This window comes from Bacillus sp. M13(2017) (assembly GCF_002218325.1).
In the GTDB taxonomy this organism is placed as follows: Bacteria; Bacillota; Bacilli; order Bacillales; family Bacillaceae_G; genus Bacillus_A; species Bacillus_A thuringiensis_K.
Map to the genome: position 1 here is coordinate 88,254 of NZ_KZ268511.1, position 23,338 is coordinate 111,591.

Sequence of the window (23,338 nt, forward strand, 5' to 3'; positions counted from 1 at the left end):
ATGTGTTTCTTTAATATGCTTTTGATTCATATTTTTTGATAATATATAAGTAATAAATTCATAGAATTGGAGTGATGAGATGCAGCCGTTAGAAAGAGAGATTCATTCTAATATGCTGAAAGTGTGGCGAATTCACGCTTTAATTGGGGCGGCAGTTATACTAACAGTCGTAATTGCGTATTTCTTTTTTATGATTAATTTTAACTGGTGGGGCTGGTTGTTTGGACTATTAGTAACAGGAGCCATTATATTTATTCCACTTGATTATTTTATGTTTCCAAATTTACGTCAGCGCTATTATAGTTACAGATTAAATGAAGAAGAGATTGAGATTCAAAAGGGAATGTTCGTTGTAAAACGCGTACTTATTCCGATGATCCGTGTGCAGCACGTAACGATTGAGCAAGGGCCAATCATGAGAAAGTATAATTTAGCAGAATTACATATTTCAACAGCCGCAACTTCCCATAGTATCCCAGGTTTAACGAAAGAAGAAGCAGAACAGCTGAAAAGACAAATTGGAGAACTTGCGAAAGTGAGTGATGAGGATGTATAAGAGGCAACATCCGATTACGATATTGTTAGGTATTAGGGTTGCGAGTTTGTTGCCACTTATTATTCTTGTTTTATTTAAACCTGATGAACAAGTGGAACCTTGGTATTTATTTTATCTTTTTCTTCTGGTTGTTTTATTCATCATGGCTATTTTTTCAGCAATTAAATGGTATTTTAAAGTGTACTGGATTGAGAATAATATTTTACATATAAAGCACGGTGTTTTTGTAAAGAAGGAAAGTTATTTAAATAAAGAACGTGTGCAAAATGTTAGTACGTCTTCTAACGTTATTTATCAGATGCTTGGACTTATGAAGTTAAATATAGAAGTAGCGGGTGGTGGTAGTGAACCAGAAGTGATGTTGGCTGGTATTAAAGAAGACGAGGCAAAACATTTAATCGCTTTATTACATAAGAAAGAAACTACTGTAAAAGAAGAAATAGAAGAGGAAGAAAGCAAGACGGTTTATCAGTTAACAGCGAAAGAGGTTTTAGCAGCAGCGATTACCTCTGGTCGGTTCGGACTAGTGTTTTCTGGACTAGTACTTCTTTACACAAAGTTTGATTTTATTCTTCCTGAAGGATTCACAAGTAAAGTAGAAGCGTATGTGATGGGAAACGGTGTTTATAAACTAATTGTAATAGCATTAATTTTAATGGCAATTTCATGGATTATTTCCACGGCTGGATATGTGTTGAAATATGCAAACTTTAAAATTGAGCGAAAAGGGGAAGAAATTCGTATCGTTCAAGGTTTATTTGAAAAGAAAGAGTTTGTCTTAAAATTGCACCGAATTCAAGCGATTACTGTAAAAGAATGTATGCTTCGCCAGCCATTTGGTTATTGCGCTGTTGAAGTGGAAGCAATTCACAGTATTGGAGCAGCAAGTAATGAAGTGATGCTGCATCCGTTTATGAAGAAAAAAGATGTACGGCAACTGCTCACATATTTAGAGTTACCTTATGAAATTGAAGCGGAGATCGTTCACTTACCAAAAACAGCGTTGCGTCGTTATTTCATTATGGGCTGGTTAATAAGTATCATACTAACAGTTTTAATTGCCAGCGTTAGTATATATTTAAAACAATATATTGCATTGTTTGTTATTTTACCGTTATTTATCGTATTTTCGTTACTTGCGTATGCTAGATATAAAAGCGGCGGTTATGAATTAAGAGAAAATCAACTAACGGTTGTATATCGTGATTTTTCGAAATATACAGGAATAATGCGAAGAAGACATGTTCAAGCAGTAGGTTATAATCAATCGTATTTTCAAAGAAAGGATGAATTATGTACAACTCTTGTAGCGGTAGCGGGGTTATGAAGTAAAGCATATGAGAAAAAAAGATTCACTTCGTATATATAATTGGTACAAAGAAAAAGGAAACACCGGTGTGTAATGGTGTTTCCTTTTTATGTCATGATTTGTCGATAAGTCGATATATTCGAAGAATCGCTGATATAATTCGAGTTGCGCTGATATATTCGAAAAATCGCCGATATAATTTCACATACCGAGAATTCCGAACTCCAAACTCCAAAAAATTAAACTAACACATTAAAAGTAGTCACAAAAGATGGACGTGAGAAAATACTCTTTTGCTGTTCCGCATGTGGATGTGCCGGAGCTTGTCCTTCTGCTTGCGTGGAACGTTTTTTATGAGCGTTTTCGAATGAACGTGATTCTGTCCAGTCTTTAAAGTTTTGCTCTGTTTCCCACATCGTTAAGATAACATATGTATCGTTACTTAATGGGCGTAGAACACGGATCGCTTGGAATCCTGGTTCGTTTTCGATAAGGCCTGCGCGGTTTTTAAAGCGGTTTTCAAATACAGGGCGACCTTCGTCTGTGACAGAAATGTTGTTACAAACGATATAGCCAGGTTGTCCTTTAAATTCACCGACAGCATCTAGTACGTCATACTTAAGTGAGCCTTCTACAGATTCTTCTGTATTTTCTTTATAAAACATATTTTTTTCATCATTTTTTGCAGTGAAATGTGCTTGTTCTAGAGGTGTTTCATATGAAATAATAGCCTTCATTTTAATGCCCCCTTAATAGTTTGTTTCTATTATATCAACTCTCTTAAAAAACTTCGAAGATAATATACATAAAGATACTTCTTTTTCAAATAATAAATGTACCATCATTTGGAAAGAAGGACGATGTATGAAGAAAGTAAAGTGGACTTTATTAGGCGGCGTCGCAACGTTCGTAGTAGCGATTGTACTCTATAAACTTATCGTGTTAGCTGGTGGCTATATGATGGATGAAAAGCAGCTCGTTTTCCACTCTTCATCACGTATCGTTGACCAGAAAGGGAAAGAAATTACGAAATTATACGTAGAAAATAGAGAGCTCGTACCGATCGAGCAAATTCCGAAGTATGTGCAACAGGCATTTGTTGCGGTGGAAGATTCTCGTTTTTATGAGCATCAAGGAATTGATTATCCCTCTATATTCCGTGCTCTTTATAAAGATACGTTAGCTGGAGAAAAGGTAGAGGGCGGTAGTACCATTACGCAGCAACTCGCTAAAAACGTCTTTTTAACTCGTGAAAAAACATTTACGCGCAAATTGAAGGAAGTCGCAATTTCTCTTCAATTAGAGCAAAAATATACGAAGCAACAAATTCTTGAAATGTATATGAACCATATTTATTTTGGTCATGGGGCTTACGGTATTCAAGCAGCAGCAAAGTTATATTTTAATAAAAATGTTGAGGATTTAACAGTAGAGGAAGGGGCAATGCTTGCAGGCCTTCCGAAGTCACCAAACGGATATTCACCGTACTATTCTGCAGAGAAGAGTAAGGAACGCCGCGATCTAGTATTGTCACTTATGCATAAACAAGGCTATTTGACTGCCGAAGATAGCGTACGTTATCAAGGAAAGACGATTGCTTTATATAAAAACTTAGACGAAAATGAGCTCGCATATATGCCGTATATTGATATGGTCATAGATGAAGCAGCTCGTTTATACGGATTGTCTCATCAAGAAGTACTTCGCGGAGGATATACGTTTGTCGTACCTATGGATGAAAAAATTCAAAAGGTAGCGTATAACCAGTTTCAAGATGCAAGGAATTTTCCTGGGAAAGAAGAAGGGGCACAAGGTGCATTTTTATTAATGGATAATCGTACGGGAGGGATTAAAGCGGCGATTGGGGGAAGAAAGTACGTCCCGAGAGGATTTAATCGTGTTTTTGCCAAAAGGCAGCCCGGATCTGTTTTAAAACCACTTATCGTTTATGCACCAGCACTAGAAACGAAAAAGTATAATCCGTATTCTTTATTAACGAATGAAAGAAATTCTTTTGAAGGGTATGAACCTCGAAATTATAATCATGAGTATTCAAAAGAAATGACGATGTATGATGCGATTTTAGAGTCGGCAAACGTACCGGCAGTTTCTTTATTAAATGAGTTAGGGGTAGAAGAAGGAAAGCAATATTTAGAAAAAGGAAATGTCCATATTGCAGATGCTGGTTTAAGTACAGCGCTTGGCGGATTGAAAAATGGCGTTTCAACATTTGATCTTGTAAAAATGTATCGTTCATTTTTAGCAAATGGAAATATTATCGAGCCGCACGTTATTGATAAAGTATTAAATAGACACGGTGCAGTCATTGGGGAATCTCCAAAAGTAGAGACGAAAATCTTCTCGAAGCAGACAGCATGGTATATGACGAAAATGTTAGAAGGAGTTGTGAAGGAGGGGACAGCGAGAGCAGGTGTATATAACGGTGCGCTAGCTGGAAAAACGGGTACAACTTCATTGCCAAATGACGATAAGGGAGCAAGAGATATGTGGTTCGTCGGCTATACACCGAACTTAGTAGGCGCTGTTTGGATTGGTTATGACCGTACGGATAAGGAACATCAGTTGCAAGGAGAAAGTGCATCTGCGACAAAATTGTTTAAGAAAATTTTAACGAAGGCAAATGTAGAACATAAAGAGAAGTTTATGAAGCCTGAAGGTGTGGAAACAATCGGTGCTCCGATTCGGCTGCGCAAAATTGAAGATGTAAAAATGAAACTATCATTTAGCCCTTTCGGTTTATTTAAAGCAAAATTAAGTTGGACGCCACTTCCAGATAACAGAATTATGTACCGAATCTATAGAGTGGAGAACGGAATTCATACGCATGTTAGCACTGTAAATGGTGCTGGAGAATATGAGGAAAAGTTCGTTAACATATTTTCAAAACCGAGCTTTTACGTTGTACCATATAATTCACAAACGAATCGCGAAGGAGAAAAGTCAAAAGTAGCTAAACCATAGTTTTTCTCTGTGTTATAATAAGAATGTTGTGAAAATAGTAAGCGTTTTTACGAATGTTTGTGTCAATTTAATGAACAACGTACATAATATTATGCATTTTGTTTTTACAAGCTGTATAGTAAAAAAAGATAAATATCGAACGTATTCGAAGCATTGGTAAGGAAGGGAGCAAGGGTCTTGGTAAGAACTATAAATGAGACATTTTTAAAAGCATGTAGGGGGAAACGTACTGATTATGTACCAGCATGGTATATGCGTCAGGCAGGTCGTTCGCAGCCGGAATATAGAAAGATAAAAGAAAAGTATTCTTTATTTGAAATTACACACAATCCAGAGTTATGTGCTTACGTTACAAAATTGCCGGTTGATCAATATAACGTAGACGCAGCAATTCTTTATAAAGATATTATGTCACCACTACCTGCAATTGGTGTGGATGTAGAAATTAAATCAGGTATTGGCCCAGTTATCGATAACCCAATCCGTTCTTTACAAGACGTAGAAAAACTAGGGGAAATCAATCCAGAAGATGATGTACCGTACATACTAGATACAATTCGTTTATTAACGACAGAAATGTTAGACGTACCGTTAATCGGTTTTTCAGGAGCTCCATTTACATTAGCGAGCTATATGATTGAAGGCGGTCCATCTCGTAACTACCATAATACGAAAGCGTTCATGTATGCAGAGCCAAAAGCTTGGTTTGCTTTAATGGATAAGCTAGCAGATATGGTTATCACATATTTAAAAGCGCAAATTAACGCAGGAGCAAAAGCAGTTCAAATTTTCGATTCTTGGGTTGGAACAGTAAATGTAGCAGATTATCGCGTATTTATTAAACCAGCAATGGAGCGTATTTTTGCAGAAGTTCGTAAGATGGGTGTACCGATGATTATGCACGGCGTAGGAGCTGCACACTTAGTGAATGAGTGGCACGACTTACCGCTTGATGTAGTCGGCTTAGACTGGCGCTTACCGATTGAAGAAGCACGTGCACGCGGCGTTCTTAAGGCGGTACAAGGAAATATGGACCCTTCATTCTTACTTGCACCATGGTCTGTTATTGAAGAACATGTAAAAGGTATTTTAGATCAAGGGATGAAACAGCCGGGTTATATCTTTAACTTAGGTCACGGTGTGTTCCCAGAAGTAAATCCAGATACATTAAAACGTTTAACTACATTTATTCATGAATATTCTAAAGGGAAGTTAGCGAAGTAAAGGAGAATTGCTGTATGAAAAAGAAAATTGGTTTGCTTGTAATGGCATACGGAACGCCATATAAAGAAGAAGATATTGAACGTTACTATACACATATTCGCAGAGGAAGAAAGCCAAGTCCTGAAATGTTGGAAGATTTAACAGAGCGTTACCGTGCAATTGGTGGTATTTCTCCTTTAGCTACTATTACATTAGAGCAAGCTAAGAAGTTAGAGAAGCGCTTAAATGAAGTACAAGATGAAGTAGAGTACCATATGTATCTTGGCTTAAAACATATTGAACCGTTTATTGAAGATGCAGTGAAAGATATGCATAACGACGGAATACAAGATGCAATCGCACTTGTTCTTGCACCTCATTATTCTACGTTTAGCGTGAAATCATACGTTGGACGAGCACAAGAAGAAGCTGAGAAACTTGGAAACTTAACAATTCATGGCATTGATAGCTGGTATAAAGAGCCGAAATTCATCCAGTACTGGGTTGATGCAGTGAAAGGTATATATAACGGTATGTCAGATGCAGAGCGTGAAAAAGCAGTATTAATTGTATCTGCACATAGCTTACCAGAGAAAATTATTGCAATGGGCGATCCATATCCAGATCAATTAAATGAAACAGCGGATTATATCGCGCGCGGAGCTGAAGTAGCAAACTATGCAGTAGGCTGGCAAAGTGCAGGAAACACACCAGATCCTTGGATTGGTCCAGATGTACAAGATTTAACGAGAGAACTAAATGAAAAGCACGGTTATACTTCATTCGTATATGCACCAGTTGGATTTGTTGCGGAACATTTAGAAGTTTTATATGACAACGACTTTGAGTGTAAAGTTGTAACGGATGAAATTGGTGCGAAATATTATCGTCCAGAAATGCCAAATGCATCGGACGCATTTATTGATTGTTTAACAGATGTTGTATTAAAGAAAAAAGAATCTGTACTGTAAGAAGAAAGGGGGAGCCTGCTTGAGGAAAAAAGTTGTGATCGTCGGCGGAGGTATTACTGGATTAACAGCAATGTATAACTTACAAAAAAATATTCATGAAAAAAACTTGCCGATTGATACATTACTTATAGAAGCATCGGGTAAACTTGGCGGAAAAATTCAAACCGTTCGAAAAGATGGATTTACAATTGAGCGCGGACCGGATTCTTTCTTAGCACGAAAAGAAAGTGCAGCTAGATTAGTGAAAGAATTAGGCCTTGGCGATGAACTTGTAAATAATCAAGCCGGTCAATCATTTATCCTCGTAAACAATCGATTACATAAAATGCCGAATGGATCAATGATGGGAATTCCAACGCAAATTACGCCGTTTTTATTTTCCGGGCTGTTCTCCCCAATTGGTAAACTAAGAGCTGGTTTTGATCTATTAATGCCAAGGTCAAAGCCAGTATCTGACCAATCACTCGGACAATTCTTCAGACATCGTCTTGGAAACGAAGTGGTTGAAAACTTAATAGAACCGTTACTATCGGGTATTTATGCAGGGGATATTGATGAAATGAGCTTAATGTCAACATTCCCGCAAATGTATCAGATTGAGCAGAAACATCGCAGCATTTCACTCGGTATGCGTACGCTCGCTCCGAAAGAAGAGAAAGCTGAACCGAAAAAAGGAATCTTCCAAACAGTGAAAACAGGTTTAGAATCTATCGTTGAATCTCTTGAAGCAAAGATGCATGAAGGTACGATAATAAAGGGAACTCGCATTGAAAAAGTTGCAAAACAGGGTGATGGTTATACGATTACTCTTAGTAACGGAAAAGAAATAGAAGCAGACGCTATCGTAGTGGCAACTTCGCATAAAGTATTGCCGTCCATGTTTGCTCAATACAAGCAGTTTCGTTTCTTTCGTAATATTCCATCCACATCCGTTGCGAATGTCGCACTTGCTTTCCAAAAGTCTGCAATCCAGCGCGATATTAATGGTACAGGATTTGTCGTATCACGAAATAGCGATTACACCATTACAGCATGTACGTGGACGCATAAAAAATGGCCACATACAACGCCAGAAGGAAAAACACTCCTTCGCTGTTACGTTGGACGTGCTGGTGATGAAGCGGTTGTAGAACAAACTGAAGAAGAGCTCGTTCAGCTCGTACTAGAAGATTTAAGAAAGACGATGGATATTACAGAGGATCCAGAGTTTACAATCGTAAGCCGCTGGAAAGAAGCGATGCCTCAATATACAGTAGGCCATAACGAGCGAATGAAAAAGCTCACAACATTTATGGAGAAAGAGTTGCCTGGTATATACTTGGCAGGTAGCTCCTATGCTGGTGCTGGACTTCCAGATTGTATTAATCAAGGTGAGGAAGCTGCAAAGCGTGTATTATCTCATTTGGAGAAAGTAATAGATGCTGAATTAATCGCACAATAAACGAAACGCCTTCAATCATATTGAAGGCGTTTCGTTTATTATATAAAATACTTATTCGCCAATAAACATATATAAGTTATTTGGCTTTATAACAGCATCTCCTGCATAAATAACCCATTCTGTTAAGTTATCAAAATCTAAATGATAACTATTTCCTTCACTCATATCTTCTATGAAATATGGTTCATTAATGAGTATTCCTTGAATGAAATCTTCCGTAATGTTTTGCATTTCAAACCACATATGTTCACTTTTTCCTTCTTCGTAGGAGACACCAAACTTAGCAAGGAAACGAAAATCTTCATTTGATTGTTCAATGTGAAAAATGTTGCTGAAATACCCAAAAGTATTTTTCGCATTGTAAGCCATACGATCGGTTTCACTATTTGTTTTATAGAACATGAGCCCTGTAGCTTCCTCGTGTTCTTTGAAAAAACTTTCAATATATTCTTCTGAAGTATTAAATTTGAATAAGAGAACGGATGGAGATTGATGGTATTCATCTCGGGCATCCATTCCGCCTAAGAATGCATTTTGTGAATCTATTGGTTGTAGACTCACTTCCTCATCTTCGATTGAAGATAATTGGTCCATACTCGTTTTATGCCCTATATAAGATAATCCTTTTTCCCACGGAACAGCGACTGTATGTATAGAACCTTGCTGACTATGCGCGATAACGATAGGCTCATTCATAGGGACTTGTCCATTCTCAACGGCATTATTAGCAAATGTTTGAAAGAGATCGCTAATGCCGTAGTAGGAAGAAATGCGATTTGGAATAATTAACTCTATTTCAGTTACGCCTGCTCTTAAAAGACCATGTGTATGAAACCAATATTGCGTAGGCTCACCGTCTTTATCGTCTTCATAAACGGAATGAATAACGTATAAGTCAGGAATGTCAGGTAATAATTCATTTTCAACGTGATATTCAATATAGCTTCTAGATATCACTTTCATTGCTGCACTTGAATCGATTACAAATAACAAATCTGGGGCGAGATTCCATAAGAACTGTAACTGCTGGAAAAAGCAGTCCAGTACATCGCCTACAAATAGCGTACGAGTGAAAATTTCAGTGCCGAAAGCTGCATCTTCAAAATTACGATCTACGATTGTAGTATCTTGTCTATTGTACATTTTATATCCTTCTGGATCGTTCGGTTCATCAATATGCAGTTCATACGGTATGACTGTTTCACCCATATGTAATTCAACAATAAGGCTTGTCTCATCACTATAAACAATTTTTAAATCATCAACTTTAGTAGCGATCGTTTCTAGTCGCTGTTTTAACTGCTCAATTGTAATTCTAGTTGGTATAACGGCAATCATATCTGAAAAATGACGTTCTAATGTTCCATTCATAGCTGCGCGGTATGTTTCTGTTTGCACTTCCATCCAATCACTCCTATTCAAATGAATCCATTTTACATGCCAATTAAATGTCGATATTTTCTGTTTTCTCTCTCTAACATTATAGAGTGTATTTGTAGAAGGTGTAAAATTATTATTTTGTATTATAGTTTGAAAGCTTGTAAATTAAATAAATCTTTTGTAAAATTTGTCGAAATATAGTTCTATATAACGAATCATTTGTTATGATAGAAATGCTGAGAAAATATGAAATAGAGAGAGGAAAATGGCTGTGAAGAAATTGTTAAGTGTCTTTTTATCATTCTTGCTATTGCTTTCATTTACTGGAACTTTAGCGCAAGCAGAAGAAACTGCTTCTATGTCAGTAGAAAAAGCAATTCAAGTATTTAAGCAGCAAGGGAAAATGAAGGGGATAGTAGAAGGATATATTGTTGGATATACGCAAAGTTCTTCTAAATATACGAAGGATCCAGCTAAGTTTGATGATACAAACGTAGCAATTGCAGATTCGCCAAACGAAACGAATCCAGACAAAATCATGCCCGTTCAGTTACCGAAAGGTGATGTGAGAACGGCAGTGAATGTAAAAGATCACCCTGAAAATATCGGGAAGAAAGTTAGTTTGACTGGGACCCTTGAATTATATTTTAGTAACCCAGGTCTAAAATCAGTAACAGCTTATAAGTTTCAAGGTGAAGGACAAAACCGTGTTAGCGATGTAGTAGCTTCACCGAATGGTGGAGAAGTTGCTAAAGGAACAGCGGTAACATTAACGACGAATATAGAAGGCGCAACAATCTACTATACGTTAGATGGCTCTAATCCTACTAATAAAAGTGTTCGTTATAATGGACAAATTATAGTGAATGAAAATAGTGTAGTGAAAGCAATCGCAGAAAAAGAAGGACTTACTCCTTCAGCAATTTCGACATTTTCATTTATTATCGTAAATAATGAACAGGTTCGTATTCATGACATTCAAGGAAAATCACATATGTCTCCTTACAACGGGAAGAAAGTATACAATGTGGAAGGCGTTGTCACAGCGCTTGATAAAAATGGCTTTTATATAGAAGATAATCAACCAGATAATGATCCAGCTACTTCAGAAGGTATGTACGTATATAAAAAAGATGCGAATGTAGCAGTAGGAGATCTTATTCAAGTTGATGGAGTAGTAGAAGAATATGTTGGACCAGGATATGCAGAGCGATTTGAAACAGACTTAACGACGACAGAAATTAAGGCGAGTCGCGTTGCTGTAGTCGCAAAAGATCAACCTTTACCAGCACCGATCATATTTGGAGAAAACGGTGTGAAAATCCCGGACCAGATTATTGATAATGATGCATTTGGTTTATTTGATCCAACTGAAGATGCAATCGACTTCTATGAAAGTATAGAAGGCATGCGTGTTACGATGCCAACACCAAAAATCATTACACCTCAGAAAAACGGAAATTTATATGTAACAGTAAAAAATGGTGGAGATAAAATAGTAACACAATATGGAACACCTCTATTAGATGAAAATCAATTAAACCCAGAGCGCCTTTCTGTAAAAGTACCTCGCGATTATGTAGCAAAAGTAGGAGATACTTTCACTGGAGATATAACAGGGGTAGTCGGATATGATTACGGTTCGTTCCGCATTTCGCCAATAACGGAATTACCATCTGTAGTGGATGGTGGATTTAAGCAAGTAGGCGCAAATATTCAGCCTCGTCTTGATAAGTTAACAGTTGCTACATATAACATTGAAAACTTCTCGGCGAATAAAAAAGAAACAACAGATGAAAAGGTAAAAGCGTTAGCATATTCTATTAAATACAATTTAAAAATGCCAGATATTATCGGTGTAGAGGAAATGCAAGATAATAACGGATCAATTAATGACGGTACAACAGATGCGTCATTAAGCGCAAAACGTATCATTGATGCAGTTCTAGAAATTCGCGGGCCAAAGTATGAGTATGTAGAAATCGCTCCAAACAATAATCAAGACGGAGGAGCACCAGGAGCGAATATTCGCGTCGGTTTCTTCTATAATCCATCACGCGTGAAATTAGCGACGGTACCGAAGTTACTTGATAAAAATGTCGTTCGTATTGGAGACGAAAATCCATTATTTGAAAGTACACGTAAACCGTTAGCGGCAGAATTTACGTTCCAAGGACAAAACATTGTTGTCGTTGCAAATCACTTAAACTCAAAAATAGGAGATGCAACGCCATTTGGAAAAGTGCAGCCGCTCGTATTAAAAAGTGAAGACAAACGAATTCAGTTAGCGCAAGAAGTAAATCATTTCGTACAAGGAATTCAGAAAAAGAATACGAATGCACCAGTTGTCGTGTTAGGTGATATGAACGATTTCGAATTCTCTAAACCACTAAAAACACTAGAGGGAACAATCTTAAAAGATATGTTAAACACAGTACCGAAAGAGAATCGTTACACGTACATTCACGAAGGAAATGCGCAAGTGTTAGATCATATTTTAGTAACAAACAACATCGCACCGCACACAATTGTAGATCCAGTGCACTTAAACTCAAACATAATGAAAGAGCACGGACGTGTAAGTGACCACGACCCAGTACTTGCTCAAATTGATTTGAAGAAGGCTTCTTAAAGTGGGGAACGCTTAGGTGACTAAGCGTTCTTTTTTTGCATCGTTATAGAATAGTATAAAGAGATGATTCCTTTTTTTGTAATCTAATGATAAAATTGATTGAATATTTAGTTTTTAACAAGGGGGACAACAATGCAGTTACAAATAAATGGAAAGGTAATGAATCAGTTTGCAATTTTTTTTAGTACGATCATCATGCTTCAGTTTGTAGCTGATATAACAGGACTTACAAGCAATCTAGATATTACGTATAACTTAATACATACAGCAGCTTCTTATATAACATTTAGTTTGGCGGTTATTTTCACTTTAATAGGTGCAAGAAGAGAATTAAGTAAATATGCAATTGTTTCATTATGTTTAGTTGTAGGTATTAAAGCGATTTATTTTGTAGCGGTCGTTATTTTATGGGGGGTGGCTGGTACACCGTAAGTGAATAGTAAATAAACCCTAATTTCCAATATAGTAAGGAAATTAGGGTTTTATTATACTTGAAACGCTTTTCTACACCGCTCTCTTTTTTGCAGTCTTCTTTTATATTTTTTTCTATCCCGCTTTACTCCTTGTATATACATAAGTAAGCTAACGAAAAGGAAGAAAGCACATTGCGTCATTAAAATATATGGTGACATGCCTTGCAATGGTTGTTTCGGATCATATAAATGAAAAGGTGCTCCGCCTATTGAAGGAAGTATTGTATTTAGCAGGACGTACGGAATGGAGGCGGCTGCAAATGGAAAGAGAATTGCCATATAGTCTTTTTGTGACCATACAGATGCAGCAAGTCCTAAAAGGGCCATTAAACCTGCAAATAAAAAATTAATTCCGATATATACAGTAATGTAAGTGAGAGGCGCATCAAAATATAGGTTTGCGAACATTCCATCAGCATTTATGATGCCTGACCCAACCGTAGGTGTTCCGTCTGGAATGGTTAATTTGCAAAATAATAACGATAAGATGAATGGAAGTGTATAAAGAAATCCTCCGCAAAAAAACGTAACGATATATTTCGCTACGGAATAAGGAAATATAGAAATCCCCTTACTCACAAACGGTTTAAAACCATCGGACTTATCCGAATTGTAACTTGTACTAAAGGGGAAACTCGCAATAACTGGCATTAATAATAAATAAACATCCATTTCATTGTCGCGAAATCCAATCCATTTTAAATCTGTTGATATAGGACCATTTGCTGCGTCTCCTAAATAACGAATTACATAATAATAGTGATAAATGCAAATAAGAACGAATCCACTAAGCATCATAATGAAAGAAATACGACTACAAAAAGCTTGCTTTATATTTAAACGAAGTGCACGCATCATGAATGAAAAAGCCTCCACTGTTTTGATAAACTTTTCTATTTTCTATATTACTATTAATTGTAAAGATTTTCTTGTTTTTTTATTTGATTATTTAAAAAAGAGGAATTTTGTTGTTGTGAAGTAAGGTTAGCTGGAATTAATTTTTTCTAAAATATGGTTGACAATTAAGTATTACATTTGTAATCTTAATTGTAGATTACGAATGTAATACTTAGGAGTGAAACATACGATGACAAATCAATTACCTAAAATATCTGAAGCAGAATTAGAAATTATGAAAGTACTTTGGTCGAATTCTCCACAAACAGCGAATGAAATTATAGAAGAACTGGAAGATACAATGGAATGGAAACCAAAAACAATCCGCACATTAATTAATCGATTAGTACAAAAGGAAGCCGTTTCTTACCATCAAGATAAAGGGCGAATGTATGCTTATTATCCGTTAGTATCACAAGATAATTATTTGCAAGTGGAAACGAAATCTTTACTAAAGCGTTTTTGCGGTGCAGCGTTTAAACCATTACTTGTTAATTTCTTAAAAGAGGAGAAATTATCTTCAGAAGATATTAATGAATTAAAACGCATTTTAGATGAGAAGACAGAGGAGAATAAGAGGAAGGGTCGATAAAAATGATAAACACGCTTATAAATGTATACCTTCCTCATTTTTTTGATTGGCTTATAGAAACGTCACTTATGGCTAGCATATTAGTTGGATTTATTTTATGTATAAAAGTTCTATTTAGAAATAAATTAACCCCCCGGTGGCAATATATGCTGTGGATCGTATTAATGATAAGACTCCTTTTACCGTGGTCGCCAGATAGCTCTTATAGCATTTACTCATTACTTTCCTATCGTTCTAGTGTATCGGAAGTGATTCCAAAAAATATGCCGGCTACTGAGAATATAGTGAACATAGAAAGCGACCGTAAAGTGGAATTGGAATCAAATCCTAAAATGGTGACAAAAACTAGCGAACCGGAAGTAGAAGTCAGTTTGGAAAAACAGACTACATTTTCTTTATACAAACTTGCTTTGTATGTTTGGCTAGCTGGGGTAATCATATTAGCAACCATCACGTTTCTTACAAATAGACGGTTATATTCGTACATAAAGAAACAACCGGATATTACGGATGAACAGGTCATTACAGTGTTTGATCGCTGTAAGCAGTCTATGAAAATGAAGAAGGCAGTTTCATTACGTCTAGCAGGAAAGATTGCGAGCCCAACTGTGTTTAGTTTCTTTCGTCCGAAAGTATTACTATCAAAAAAACATATGAAAGTATTAAATGAGCAACAATTACAATATGTCTTTTACCATGAGTTAGCTCATATTAAGAGAAAAGATGTAGCTGTAAATTGGATTATGTACAGTTTAATCCTATTAAATTGGTTCAATCCGATTCTTTGGTACGCCTATTTTTGTATGCGAGAAGATCAAGAATTGGCATGTGATGCATATGCGCTTACTTTCATAGATAAAGAGGAGCAAATTGCATACGGACATACAATTATTACCCTTTTAGAACACTATTCCTATCAAGTACCAAGCCTAGCAAATTTAAGTAGAAATAAACGAACACTAAAAAGGAGAATCGTTATGATTAAAAAATTCCAAAAGAAATCGTATCGTCTTTCTTTACTTGGAGTGATTGCTATAGTTGCTATTGCATCCCTTTTTTTATTCAATGCACGTGCAACGGAAGGGAAAGAAAAGCAAGAGGATAAAGTGGAGCAGTCAAAGGATGCTTTCCAAAATGCTGTAGATATGCTGTTTGGTACAGAAGAAAATGCGAAAAAAGAATATAGGTATTCAGCAAGAGTGTATGAAAATAAGACAGATTATTTATATTTAGCTGAAAAGGCTTTAACAAAAGATGAGTTTCAACAGTACATAAAATTGTATAAAGAAATTATTAATATACAGAAAAAAGGTGCTCCGAGAGATTCTGACTACGAGTCAATATTTTTTAGGGAAGAACGTTTAACAGAAGCTGATCGTGAAAAATTATATGCACTTTATGATCAATCAAAACCGTTTAATGACAAAGTGGAAGAATCTTTAAATTACACGGTAAAGGAAGCGCAGGAACATGTAGATTTTCAAATTAAGAAGCCAACTTACACAATTGAAGGCTACGATCTAAAGGAGGAAAAGGTAAGTTGTTTTATTAAGAGAAGACCTGAGTTAATTATTGAATTAGAGTATACAAACGGAAAAGGAAACTATACAACTTATCAATCACAAGTATTTGGAGAAAGTAAAGATCCGTTCCATGCTTTATTTGTTGTAGAAGAAAATATTGAACAGTACGAATTAGAAGGTAATCAAATATTCTATGCGACTCATAACTCAGATAGGAATTTACAAGGTATGAAGATGATTGTTCCTGCAAAAGGGAAAGATAGTGCATATCAAATTGTTATTATTAATCATAGTTTAGAGAACCCAGGAGAAGCAGTATTCGATAAAAATGTAAATAAAGAAGAATTAGAGAAAATTATGCTTTCTATGTTGAAATAGTAAAAAGGTGTTCTTAAGATGTATATCTCTAGAACATCTTTTCCTTTTCTCTTTTCTTCTGATAAACTATGGAAAGTATGATATACAATGACTGAAATTTTTTTATACTGGAAATAATAAAAAGAGAACTTGTATAGAATGTAAGCGTGTGGTAATATCAAAGATGTACCGATTGACTATATTATCCAATTGGTCATTTTTGGAGGTGATGATGTGGCAATAGATCGAAAACGTTCTATTATTGAGGCTGCAACAAAGTCTTTTTCAGCGTTCGGTTATAAAGCAACAACGATGGATCAAGTAGCGAAGTTAGCGAATGTAGGAAAAGGAACGATTTATACTTTTTTCAAAAATAAAGAAGAGCTATTTGGTGAAATTATTTCTAATTTAATTACAGAAATGAAGCAAGTTGCAGAAAATGCAATTCGTTCAGATGTTTCATTTTTTGAAAATGTACATAGAGCATTATATAGCATCTTGGAATTTAGAAAAGAACATCAGCTCATGATTAAATTAATTCAAGAAGAGCGCGATATGGGAACGAAAGAAGTACAAGAAGTTATGCAACAAGTTGATGTGGAAATCGTTTCTGTTATTCAATCGTATTTAAAGATTGCGATTGAAAAAGGTGAAATTAGCAAATGTGATCCGGAAATTACAGCATTTATTATGCTTCGTCTATATGTATCGCTTATTTTTGATTGGGAAAAAAATCACAAACCGCTAGAAAAAGAAAAAATTGCAGAATTATTTGAACTTTATTTATTAAAAGGATTGTCAAATTAAGATAATCCTTTTAATATTATAAAATATGACTAAATGAACAAAACGGTCATATATTTAATTTAAGGAGGGAAAATAATTTCATATTGAGTAAAAGTTGCATAGTATAAATTCGGGGATAAGGCATATGTATGAATAAATATAGCCTTTTTATTTGGGTGAAAATGACTAAATGAACATTTTAGTCATTTGAAAGAGGGGGAGTAAAGATGAAATGGAATCAGTTACTTCGGAAAGAGTTTACTGAAATTATAAAAAGTAAAAAAATATTAATTCCAATTATCGCGGTTTTATTCGTACCAATTTTATATGCAGGTATGTTTTTATGGGCTTTTTGGGATCCATATAAACAGTTAGATGATTTACCAGTTGCGGTAGTCAATTTAGATAAAGGTGCAGTATTTGATGGGAAACCAATTGAGGTCGGAAAAGGGCTCGTTGATAACTTAAAAGATAATACAAGTTTCAAATGGGAATTTGTAAGTGAAAAAGAAGCGAAAAAAGGAATGGAAGGTAGAAAGTATTACATGTTAGTGCGCATTCCAGATGACTTCTCAAGTAACGCTACAACATTATTAAAAGATGATCCAAAACCATTAAACTTAGAATACATTCCAAACGAAAGTTTAAACTTCCTATCTTCACAAATTGGCGGAACAGCCATTGAAAAAATTAAAGGTGAAGTATCAAGTACGTTAACGAAAACATATGCAGAGAAAATGTTTGATTCCATTCAAGACGTCTCAAAAGGATTAGCAGATGGAGCGGAAGGTGCAAATAAACTACACGACGGATCAAGTGAGCTGCATGATGGTTCAAGTAAAGTGACAGATGGCCTTCATACACTGCAAGGGAAGTCTGGGGAGATGAAGGATGGGGTTGGAAAACTATTTGATGGATCAGGGAAAGTGACAGCAGGTTTAAATACGTTAAATAGCAAAAACGGTGAAATGCAAATAGGTATCGGGAAATTAGTGGATGGATCAGGAAAAGTAACAGATGGTTTACATGCACTAAATAGTAATACAGGTATCGGAAAATTAGTAGATGGCTCCGGAAAAGTAACAGACGGTTTACATGCACTAAATAGCAATGCAGGTATTGGGAAATTAGTAGACGGATCGGGCAAAGTAACAGACGGTTTAAATACGTTAAATAGTAAAACGGGTGAGTTGCGTGATGGATCTGAGAAAGTGACCGGTGGCTTGAACAAATTAATAAGTAAATCCGGTGAATTAAAAACAGGAACAACGGACCTATCAAATGGTATGGGAAAACTTGTTGAAGGGCAAAGCCAATTAGAGGAAGGTTCTCAAGCGATCCAAAAGGGATTGCAAGAGTTAAATAGTAACGTACAAAAGTCTGCTGCAGGCTTAGAGGAAATGCAGTCGAAAGTTCCTTCTATATTGAATACAGTAAATGAAAAAATAGATGGAGCTGGGGAGAATGTAAATCAGTTAAATGAACTTACGCAATCAACAGCAGGAGATGCTAAAACTGCAGCGCAAGATGTAGCGAATTTACAAAAGCAAATTGAAAGTTTACCAAAAGAATATCAAGAGCAGTTACAGCCATTCGTAACAAGTGCTGTAAAAAGTACAGCGACAGTTCAGCAAAAAGCTGCCGGAGTAGCAGGTGGAACAAATAAATTAAATGAAGAAGTGAAACAATTAAAAGGTGAAATACATCAAACAACAAATGGGTTGCAAAAAAACTTACCAAATCCAGCAGGGATAAAAACTCTAGCAGGTGGTATTGAGAAACTAACGAGCGCACAAAATGAATTTGTTAGTAAGTTTCATGGATTTGGTGAGGGATTAGATAATGCAAAAATAGGTGCCGATAAATTAAAAGATGGATCAGTTCAATTAATTGATGGAGTAACGCAATTACAAAGTGGCTCTGGAAAAGTGACAGCAGGATTAGGTCAATTATCTGCAGGAGTAAATCAATTAGCAGATGGGTCTGGTCAAGTAACAGGCGGTTTAGGAACATTATCTGTAGGAGTATCCAAATTAGCAGATGGGTCTGGTCAAGTAACAGGCGGTTTAGGGACATTATCTGTAGGTGTAACGAAATTAGCAGATGGCTCAAGCCAAGTAACAGGTGGTTTAGGAACATTATCTGTAGGAGCAAACCAAATGGCAGGTGGAGTAAATCAATTAGCAGATGGCTCCGGTCAAGTAACAACAGGCTTAGGTGCATTATCAACTGGCTCAACCCAGCTAATCGACGGCGTAAATAAACTAGCAGACGGATCAGGAAAAGTAACTGATGGACTAGTGAAAGTAAATGATGGTTCAGGTGAACTTGCAGAGAAACTTGGCGAAGGGGCAGAGAAAACTGGTGAAGTAAAAGGAACGGAGAAAACGTATGATATGTTTGCAAGCCCTGTAAAAGTGAAAACGGAGAAAATGGCGGAAGTTCCAAACTACGGGACTGGATTTACGCCGTATTTCTTATCACTTGGTTTATTTGTTGGGGCATTATTATTATCAATCGTATATCCATTACGTGATACAGTCGGTGTTCCAAAATCAGGGTTTAGCTGGTTTATTAGTAAGTTCGGTGTTTTACTATCAGTCGGTATTATTCAAGCGATAGTAGCAGATATTATATTACTATTCGGATTAGGTGTAGAAGTACAAAGTATTCCGTATTTCATACTCTTTAGCATCGTTACAAGTTTAGCGTTTATCGCGTTAATTCAATGTTTAGTAACAGCATTCGGTGATGCAGGGCGTTTCATTGCTATCATCACATTAATTATTCAGCTTACAACAAGTGCTGGAACATTCCCATTAGAGTTGATTCCGAAGTTTTTACAACCATTCAATGCGTGGTTACCGATGACATACTCTGTATCAGGATTGAAAGCAGTCGTATCAAGTGGAGACTTTAATTTCATGTGGCAAAACATAGGAATGCTCATGATCTTTATCGTTGTATTATCACTTGGAACGATCGCTTCCTTAACTTTGATGCACAAACGAAAATTTAAAAATGTTGCTGAAAATCAATCGGTTGAAGCGTAAAAAAAAGCACCTTTTTGGTGCTTTTTTATTTTAATAGAGGGCATCTTTTCCTTAGTTCATCTATAAATCTTTCTAAAACCTATAAAAACGAAAGAAAAGGAATTTCAACAATTTACAGAGAAACATAGGGTAGAGGAGTTGATATGATGAAAGGCAATCTTACTTATTATTTTATCCTAAATCCGCTAATAATCTTTCTTGTTTATGCCCTTTCACCTATATTGTTTGATAAAGAAGTATATACAAGTATGAAAGATGCATTTGGAATACTTACGTTCTACTATGTGTTAATGGGTGGATATTACTTTATTGATATTTTAAGTGAAAAGATAAAGAAAAAAAGTGATGGAGGATAAAAAATGACTGGAAGTGAAATGAAATTCCGTAATACGACCATTCGTAACTTTTTCGATAAAGAGGATCGCTTAAAATCGATTCCAGGTTAAAAGAAGAAAAAACTAGTATTGTTAGAGCATTTAATTAGCAAGTTAAATGCTGAAAATCAATATACAGAAAAAGAAATTAATACATTTATAAAACAATATCATGATGATTTTTGTACAATTAGACGTGAATTTATTGTACAGGGGTTTATGGATAGAGAGGATAATATGTACCGTATAAACGGGAGAGAAGTTTGGACGAAGTGGGAGGAGTTAAAATAATGAATCAGCGAGGGGATCCCCGCTGATTATAAGCCTGTGCTAGTCTTGCTGTTTCTTTGTAGTAAGTCTATGAACGCTTCAACATTCGAACTTGTAATGTATCCAAGCGTTATATATTCATCTTCATAGTAAAATATTATTTTTTTGTCAAAGATTCTTCTCTTCGTTTCTATAGATAGAATTTTTTCATAATCAAATTCGGCAATGAATGTGTTTTTATATTGGCTAAAAAAGAGAAGTCTTTGATTAGTAGCAAGTAACATGCCAGGATACGGGACTTTATGCGTAATCATATAGCCAGTAAGTGAACATTTTAAAGTAGATAAAACCTTTTCTTCTTTATGTAATAGTTGTTTTGCAGCTGTTAAGATTGGATTCATTGCATACATTCCTTTTATTTTGATGTATGAATATTGTATCAAGAGTAAAAAGATTCTCAATATGCAATATTGCATATTGGACGTTTTATAGTTTTAATATTATTTTTAAAAAGAAAAAGTACGAGGTGATTCAATGATACGGTTAGTAAAAGAGACTGATGCAGAAGCAATTATGGATATTAGAAAAGAAATCATATTATCGGAAACTACTACAAAATTTTTTATAGTATCTCCAAAGAAATTACAAAATGATACGAATGCAGAAAGAGAAAAGATACGGAAAATTAATGAGAAAGGCAATCTTTACATAGTTTATGAAGTAGATAAAAAAGTGGTTGGCTTTTTACTTTTCAATCGATATGAATTAGACCGCTTACGACATGCAGGTACAATGGGAATGGGAATTAAAGAGGCGTACTGTAATCAAGGCATTGGTACGAAGTTAATTGAATTTCTTATTCGTTGGGCTAAAGAGCAGAAAGGTTTAGAGAAAATTTGCTTAGGCGTAGTTTCTATTAATGATAGGGCGATTAAGGTGTATAAACGTATGGGATTTGTAGAGGAAGGCAGACAAAGAAAGCAAATAAAGTATGAAGATGGATCATATGGAGATGACGTATTGATGGGGTTTTATATTGAATAAAGGATATATGGTATTAAGAAAAGGAATGTACCTAACGTAAATTTCTAAAAGCAGTATATTGCTCCTGCATTAACAGACTTTTTCCTATGTATAATATTAATATAGTAAAATCATAACAACCGATATTGCAGTTTCCAATAATATACTATATAATCAATTTAAGAAAACGTTTTCATGCAAAGGGGGAGAATTTCGTGTCGACTATAGAGGACGTGGCGAAATTAGCGGGGTTATCAAGGACAACGGTTTCTAGGGTGATTAATAATCATCCATATGTTTCAGATGAGAAGAAAAAAAGGGTTCAATTAGCAATGAAGCATTTAGGCTTCGTTCCTAATTCTGCGGCGAGAAGGCTTCGTAAACAAAAAACGGAAACAATTGCGGTGCTAGTTCCAAGGATTACAAATCCTTTCTTCAGTAGATTTATTGAAGCAATCGAGATTGCTGCTTCTGAACATAAATATAAACTGATTATTTGTCAAACAAGATATTTACCGGAAAAAGAGATGGAGTATTTACAATTATTATCTACGAAACAAGTAGATGGGATTATTCTATGTTCACTAGAAAATCCGTGGGAAGATGTAGAGCCATACTTACAGCACGGTCCAATCGTGTTGTGTAATGAATATATTGAGGAAGCAAATATTCCAACAGTGAAGTTTGATCATGCGCAAGGAGCATACATAGCTGCGAAGCATGTGTTAGATCAAGGATATCGTAATCTTATTTTTTGCCGTGGTAACGAAACCAAAGTCGTTAGCCAGCAGCGAAAAATGGGCTTTTTACGTGCAATAACTGAGAAGAGCCGCCAAGTAGAAGCGATTGACTTTCTTGAAAACGCTTTCTCTTGGGAAGATGGAAAACGAATATTCCATGAAGTATTAAAGGACAAAAAAAATCCTACCGCGATTTTGGCAGGAGGCGATGAGGTAGCAGCTGGAATTATCTCAGAGGCGAAACGCCATAACTGGAGCATTCCAGATGATCTTGCTGTTATCGGTTTTGATAATCAAATATTATCGCAGATTACAGAACCAGGTATTACGACAATTGAACAGCCAATTGATGAAATGGCCCGAAAAGTTGTCGACCTAATGATGGATAAAATCCATACGAAAAATTATCGAAAAAAAGAATTGTATGAGTTTGAACTGGAGCTCTTGGTGAAAGGTTCAACGATGAAGGATAAGATGTTATTAGCCTAGTAGACTATGTCTGCTAGGTTTTTTTATGTTCACAAACTACTATTCTTCGTGAACGCAATCGTCACATTTGTTATGGTATGCTTCGTGCTGCTCATCAATTTCTTTCCCGCAGTGTGCGCAAGTTTTCGTCGGTAAATTTCTGAAAAACTCCATTGGTTGATCGATCATGTCAATCCCTCCATTTCCATTTCTTACTATCATTGTATTAGTACAAAAAATAAAAGTCAACAACTGTTTTATAACAAAATTGAAAATTAATGAAAAAGTTTAGGAAATGGATTATAGTT

19 protein-coding genes and 2 pseudogenes are annotated in these 23,338 nt (G+C 35.7%); 16 read left to right on the top strand and 5 right to left on the bottom strand.

All coding sequences use genetic code 11. From position 1 onward, the window contains the following. The first annotated feature begins 79 nt into the window (after nt 1-79). Together CGQ22_RS22680 and CGQ22_RS22685 are read left to right on the top strand one after the other, a co-directional pair. The gene (locus CGQ22_RS22680; RefSeq protein WP_061883866.1) at nt 80-556 is read left to right on the top strand and encodes a PH domain-containing protein; all 477 of its coding nucleotides are present in this window, start codon (nt 80-82) and stop codon (nt 554-556) included. Continuing rightward, nucleotides 549-1,959: pseudogene (locus tag CGQ22_RS22685) on the top strand (PH domain-containing protein). Before CGQ22_RS22680 ends, CGQ22_RS22685 begins: the two are co-directional and overlap by 8 nt. A 145-nt stretch (nt 1,960-2,104) precedes the next feature. On the opposite strand, the gene hmoB reads toward CGQ22_RS22685, so the two are convergent. Then, nucleotides 2,105-2,602, bottom strand: coding sequence for a heme-degrading monooxygenase HmoB (hmoB, locus tag CGQ22_RS22690; RefSeq protein WP_089149391.1), 498 nt, complete (start codon nt 2,600-2,602; stop codon nt 2,105-2,107). Nucleotides 2,603-2,729: 127 nt separating this feature from the next. On the opposite strand from hmoB, the gene CGQ22_RS22695 reads away from it, so the two are divergent. The 4 genes from CGQ22_RS22695 (at nt 2,730) to hemY (ending at nt 8,462) form a co-directional block, all read left to right on the top strand. Further along, complete coding sequence (locus CGQ22_RS22695; RefSeq protein ID WP_000756299.1) at nt 2,730-4,847, top strand: transglycosylase domain-containing protein; 2,118 nt, start codon at nt 2,730-2,732, stop codon at nt 4,845-4,847. Nucleotides 4,848-5,024: 177 nt separating this feature from the next. Next, nucleotides 5,025-6,071, top strand: a complete 1,047-nt coding sequence (gene hemE / locus CGQ22_RS22700; protein WP_089149392.1) for a uroporphyrinogen decarboxylase — start codon at nt 5,025-5,027, stop codon at nt 6,069-6,071. 14 nt (nt 6,072-6,085) lie between these two features. Next, the gene (gene hemH, locus CGQ22_RS22705; protein ID WP_000726775.1) at nt 6,086-7,021 is read left to right on the top strand and encodes a ferrochelatase; all 936 of its coding nucleotides are present in this window, start codon (nt 6,086-6,088) and stop codon (nt 7,019-7,021) included. 19 nt (nt 7,022-7,040) lie between these two features. Further along, on the top strand, nt 7,041-8,462 hold the full coding sequence (gene hemY / locus CGQ22_RS22710; protein WP_001228098.1) for a protoporphyrinogen oxidase: 1,422 nt from the start codon (nt 7,041-7,043) through the stop codon (nt 8,460-8,462). Nucleotides 8,463-8,513: 51 nt separating this feature from the next. On the opposite strand, the gene CGQ22_RS22715 is transcribed toward hemY, so the two are convergent. After that, nucleotides 8,514-9,866: a DUF4026 domain-containing protein gene (locus CGQ22_RS22715; protein WP_000453723.1), complete on the bottom strand. Its 1,353-nt coding sequence runs from the start codon at nt 9,864-9,866 to the stop codon at nt 8,514-8,516. Between the two features lie 241 nt (nt 9,867-10,107). On the opposite strand from CGQ22_RS22715, the gene CGQ22_RS22720 reads away from it, so the two are divergent. Continuing rightward, nucleotides 10,108-12,474, top strand: a complete 2,367-nt coding sequence (locus CGQ22_RS22720; protein WP_089149393.1) for a DUF6359 domain-containing protein — start codon at nt 10,108-10,110, stop codon at nt 12,472-12,474. Between the two features lie 132 nt (nt 12,475-12,606). After that, complete coding sequence (locus tag CGQ22_RS22725) at nt 12,607-12,906, top strand: hypothetical protein (protein WP_001176845.1); 300 nt, start codon at nt 12,607-12,609, stop codon at nt 12,904-12,906. 53 nt (nt 12,907-12,959) lie between these two features. On the opposite strand, the gene CGQ22_RS22730 is transcribed toward CGQ22_RS22725, so the two are convergent. After that, the gene (locus CGQ22_RS22730) at nt 12,960-13,805 is read right to left on the bottom strand and encodes a hypothetical protein (protein ID WP_000984166.1); all 846 of its coding nucleotides are present in this window, start codon (nt 13,803-13,805) and stop codon (nt 12,960-12,962) included. Nucleotides 13,806-14,034: 229 nt separating this feature from the next. On the opposite strand from CGQ22_RS22730, the gene CGQ22_RS22735 reads away from it, so the two are divergent. The 6 genes and pseudogenes from CGQ22_RS22735 to CGQ22_RS22760 all read left to right on the top strand — a co-directional run bounded on the left by CGQ22_RS22735 (nt 14,035) and on the right by CGQ22_RS22760 (nt 20,820). Beyond that, on the top strand, nt 14,035-14,436 hold the full coding sequence (locus CGQ22_RS22735) for a BlaI/MecI/CopY family transcriptional regulator (protein WP_089149394.1): 402 nt from the start codon (nt 14,035-14,037) through the stop codon (nt 14,434-14,436). 2 nt (nt 14,437-14,438) lie between these two features. Then, nucleotides 14,439-16,337 carry a M56 family metallopeptidase gene (locus tag CGQ22_RS22740; RefSeq protein WP_089149395.1) on the top strand — a complete coding sequence of 633 codons (1,899 nt, stop codon included), beginning with the start codon at nt 14,439-14,441 and terminating at the stop codon, nt 16,335-16,337. A 213-nt stretch (nt 16,338-16,550) separates the two neighbouring features. After that, entirely contained in the window at nt 16,551-17,123 is a 573-nt protein-coding gene (locus CGQ22_RS22745) for a TetR/AcrR family transcriptional regulator (protein WP_061883872.1), read from the top strand. Between the two features lie 206 nt (nt 17,124-17,329). Further along, nucleotides 17,330-20,155: a YhgE/Pip domain-containing protein gene (locus CGQ22_RS22750; protein ID WP_089149396.1), complete on the top strand. Its 2,826-nt coding sequence runs from the start codon at nt 17,330-17,332 to the stop codon at nt 20,153-20,155. Between the two features lie 143 nt (nt 20,156-20,298). Then, a complete protein-coding gene (locus CGQ22_RS22755; protein ID WP_002163884.1) occupies nt 20,299-20,511 on the top strand; it encodes a hypothetical protein in 213 nt (70 codons plus the stop codon). Between the two features lie 3 nt (nt 20,512-20,514). After that, a pseudogene (locus tag CGQ22_RS22760) lies at nt 20,515-20,820 on the top strand (DUF2087 domain-containing protein). A 26-nt stretch (nt 20,821-20,846) separates the two neighbouring features. On the opposite strand, the gene CGQ22_RS22765 reads toward CGQ22_RS22760, so the two are convergent. After that, the gene (locus CGQ22_RS22765) at nt 20,847-21,200 is read right to left on the bottom strand and encodes a PH domain-containing protein (RefSeq protein WP_001068226.1); all 354 of its coding nucleotides are present in this window, start codon (nt 21,198-21,200) and stop codon (nt 20,847-20,849) included. 133 nt (nt 21,201-21,333) lie between these two features. On the opposite strand from CGQ22_RS22765, the gene CGQ22_RS22770 reads away from it, so the two are divergent. Then, on the top strand, nt 21,334-21,843 hold the full coding sequence (locus tag CGQ22_RS22770; protein WP_000620464.1) for a GNAT family N-acetyltransferase: 510 nt from the start codon (nt 21,334-21,336) through the stop codon (nt 21,841-21,843). A 194-nt stretch (nt 21,844-22,037) separates the two neighbouring features. After that, a complete protein-coding gene (locus CGQ22_RS22775; RefSeq protein ID WP_000103715.1) occupies nt 22,038-23,051 on the top strand; it encodes a LacI family DNA-binding transcriptional regulator in 1,014 nt (337 codons plus the stop codon). 39 nt (nt 23,052-23,090) lie between these two features. Here the strand turns inward: CGQ22_RS22775 and yhfH are convergent, their stop codons facing one another. Beyond that, a complete protein-coding gene (yhfH, locus tag CGQ22_RS22780) occupies nt 23,091-23,219 on the bottom strand; it encodes a protein YhfH (protein WP_000567010.1) in 129 nt (42 codons plus the stop codon). Nucleotides 23,220-23,338 lie beyond the last annotated feature (119 nt).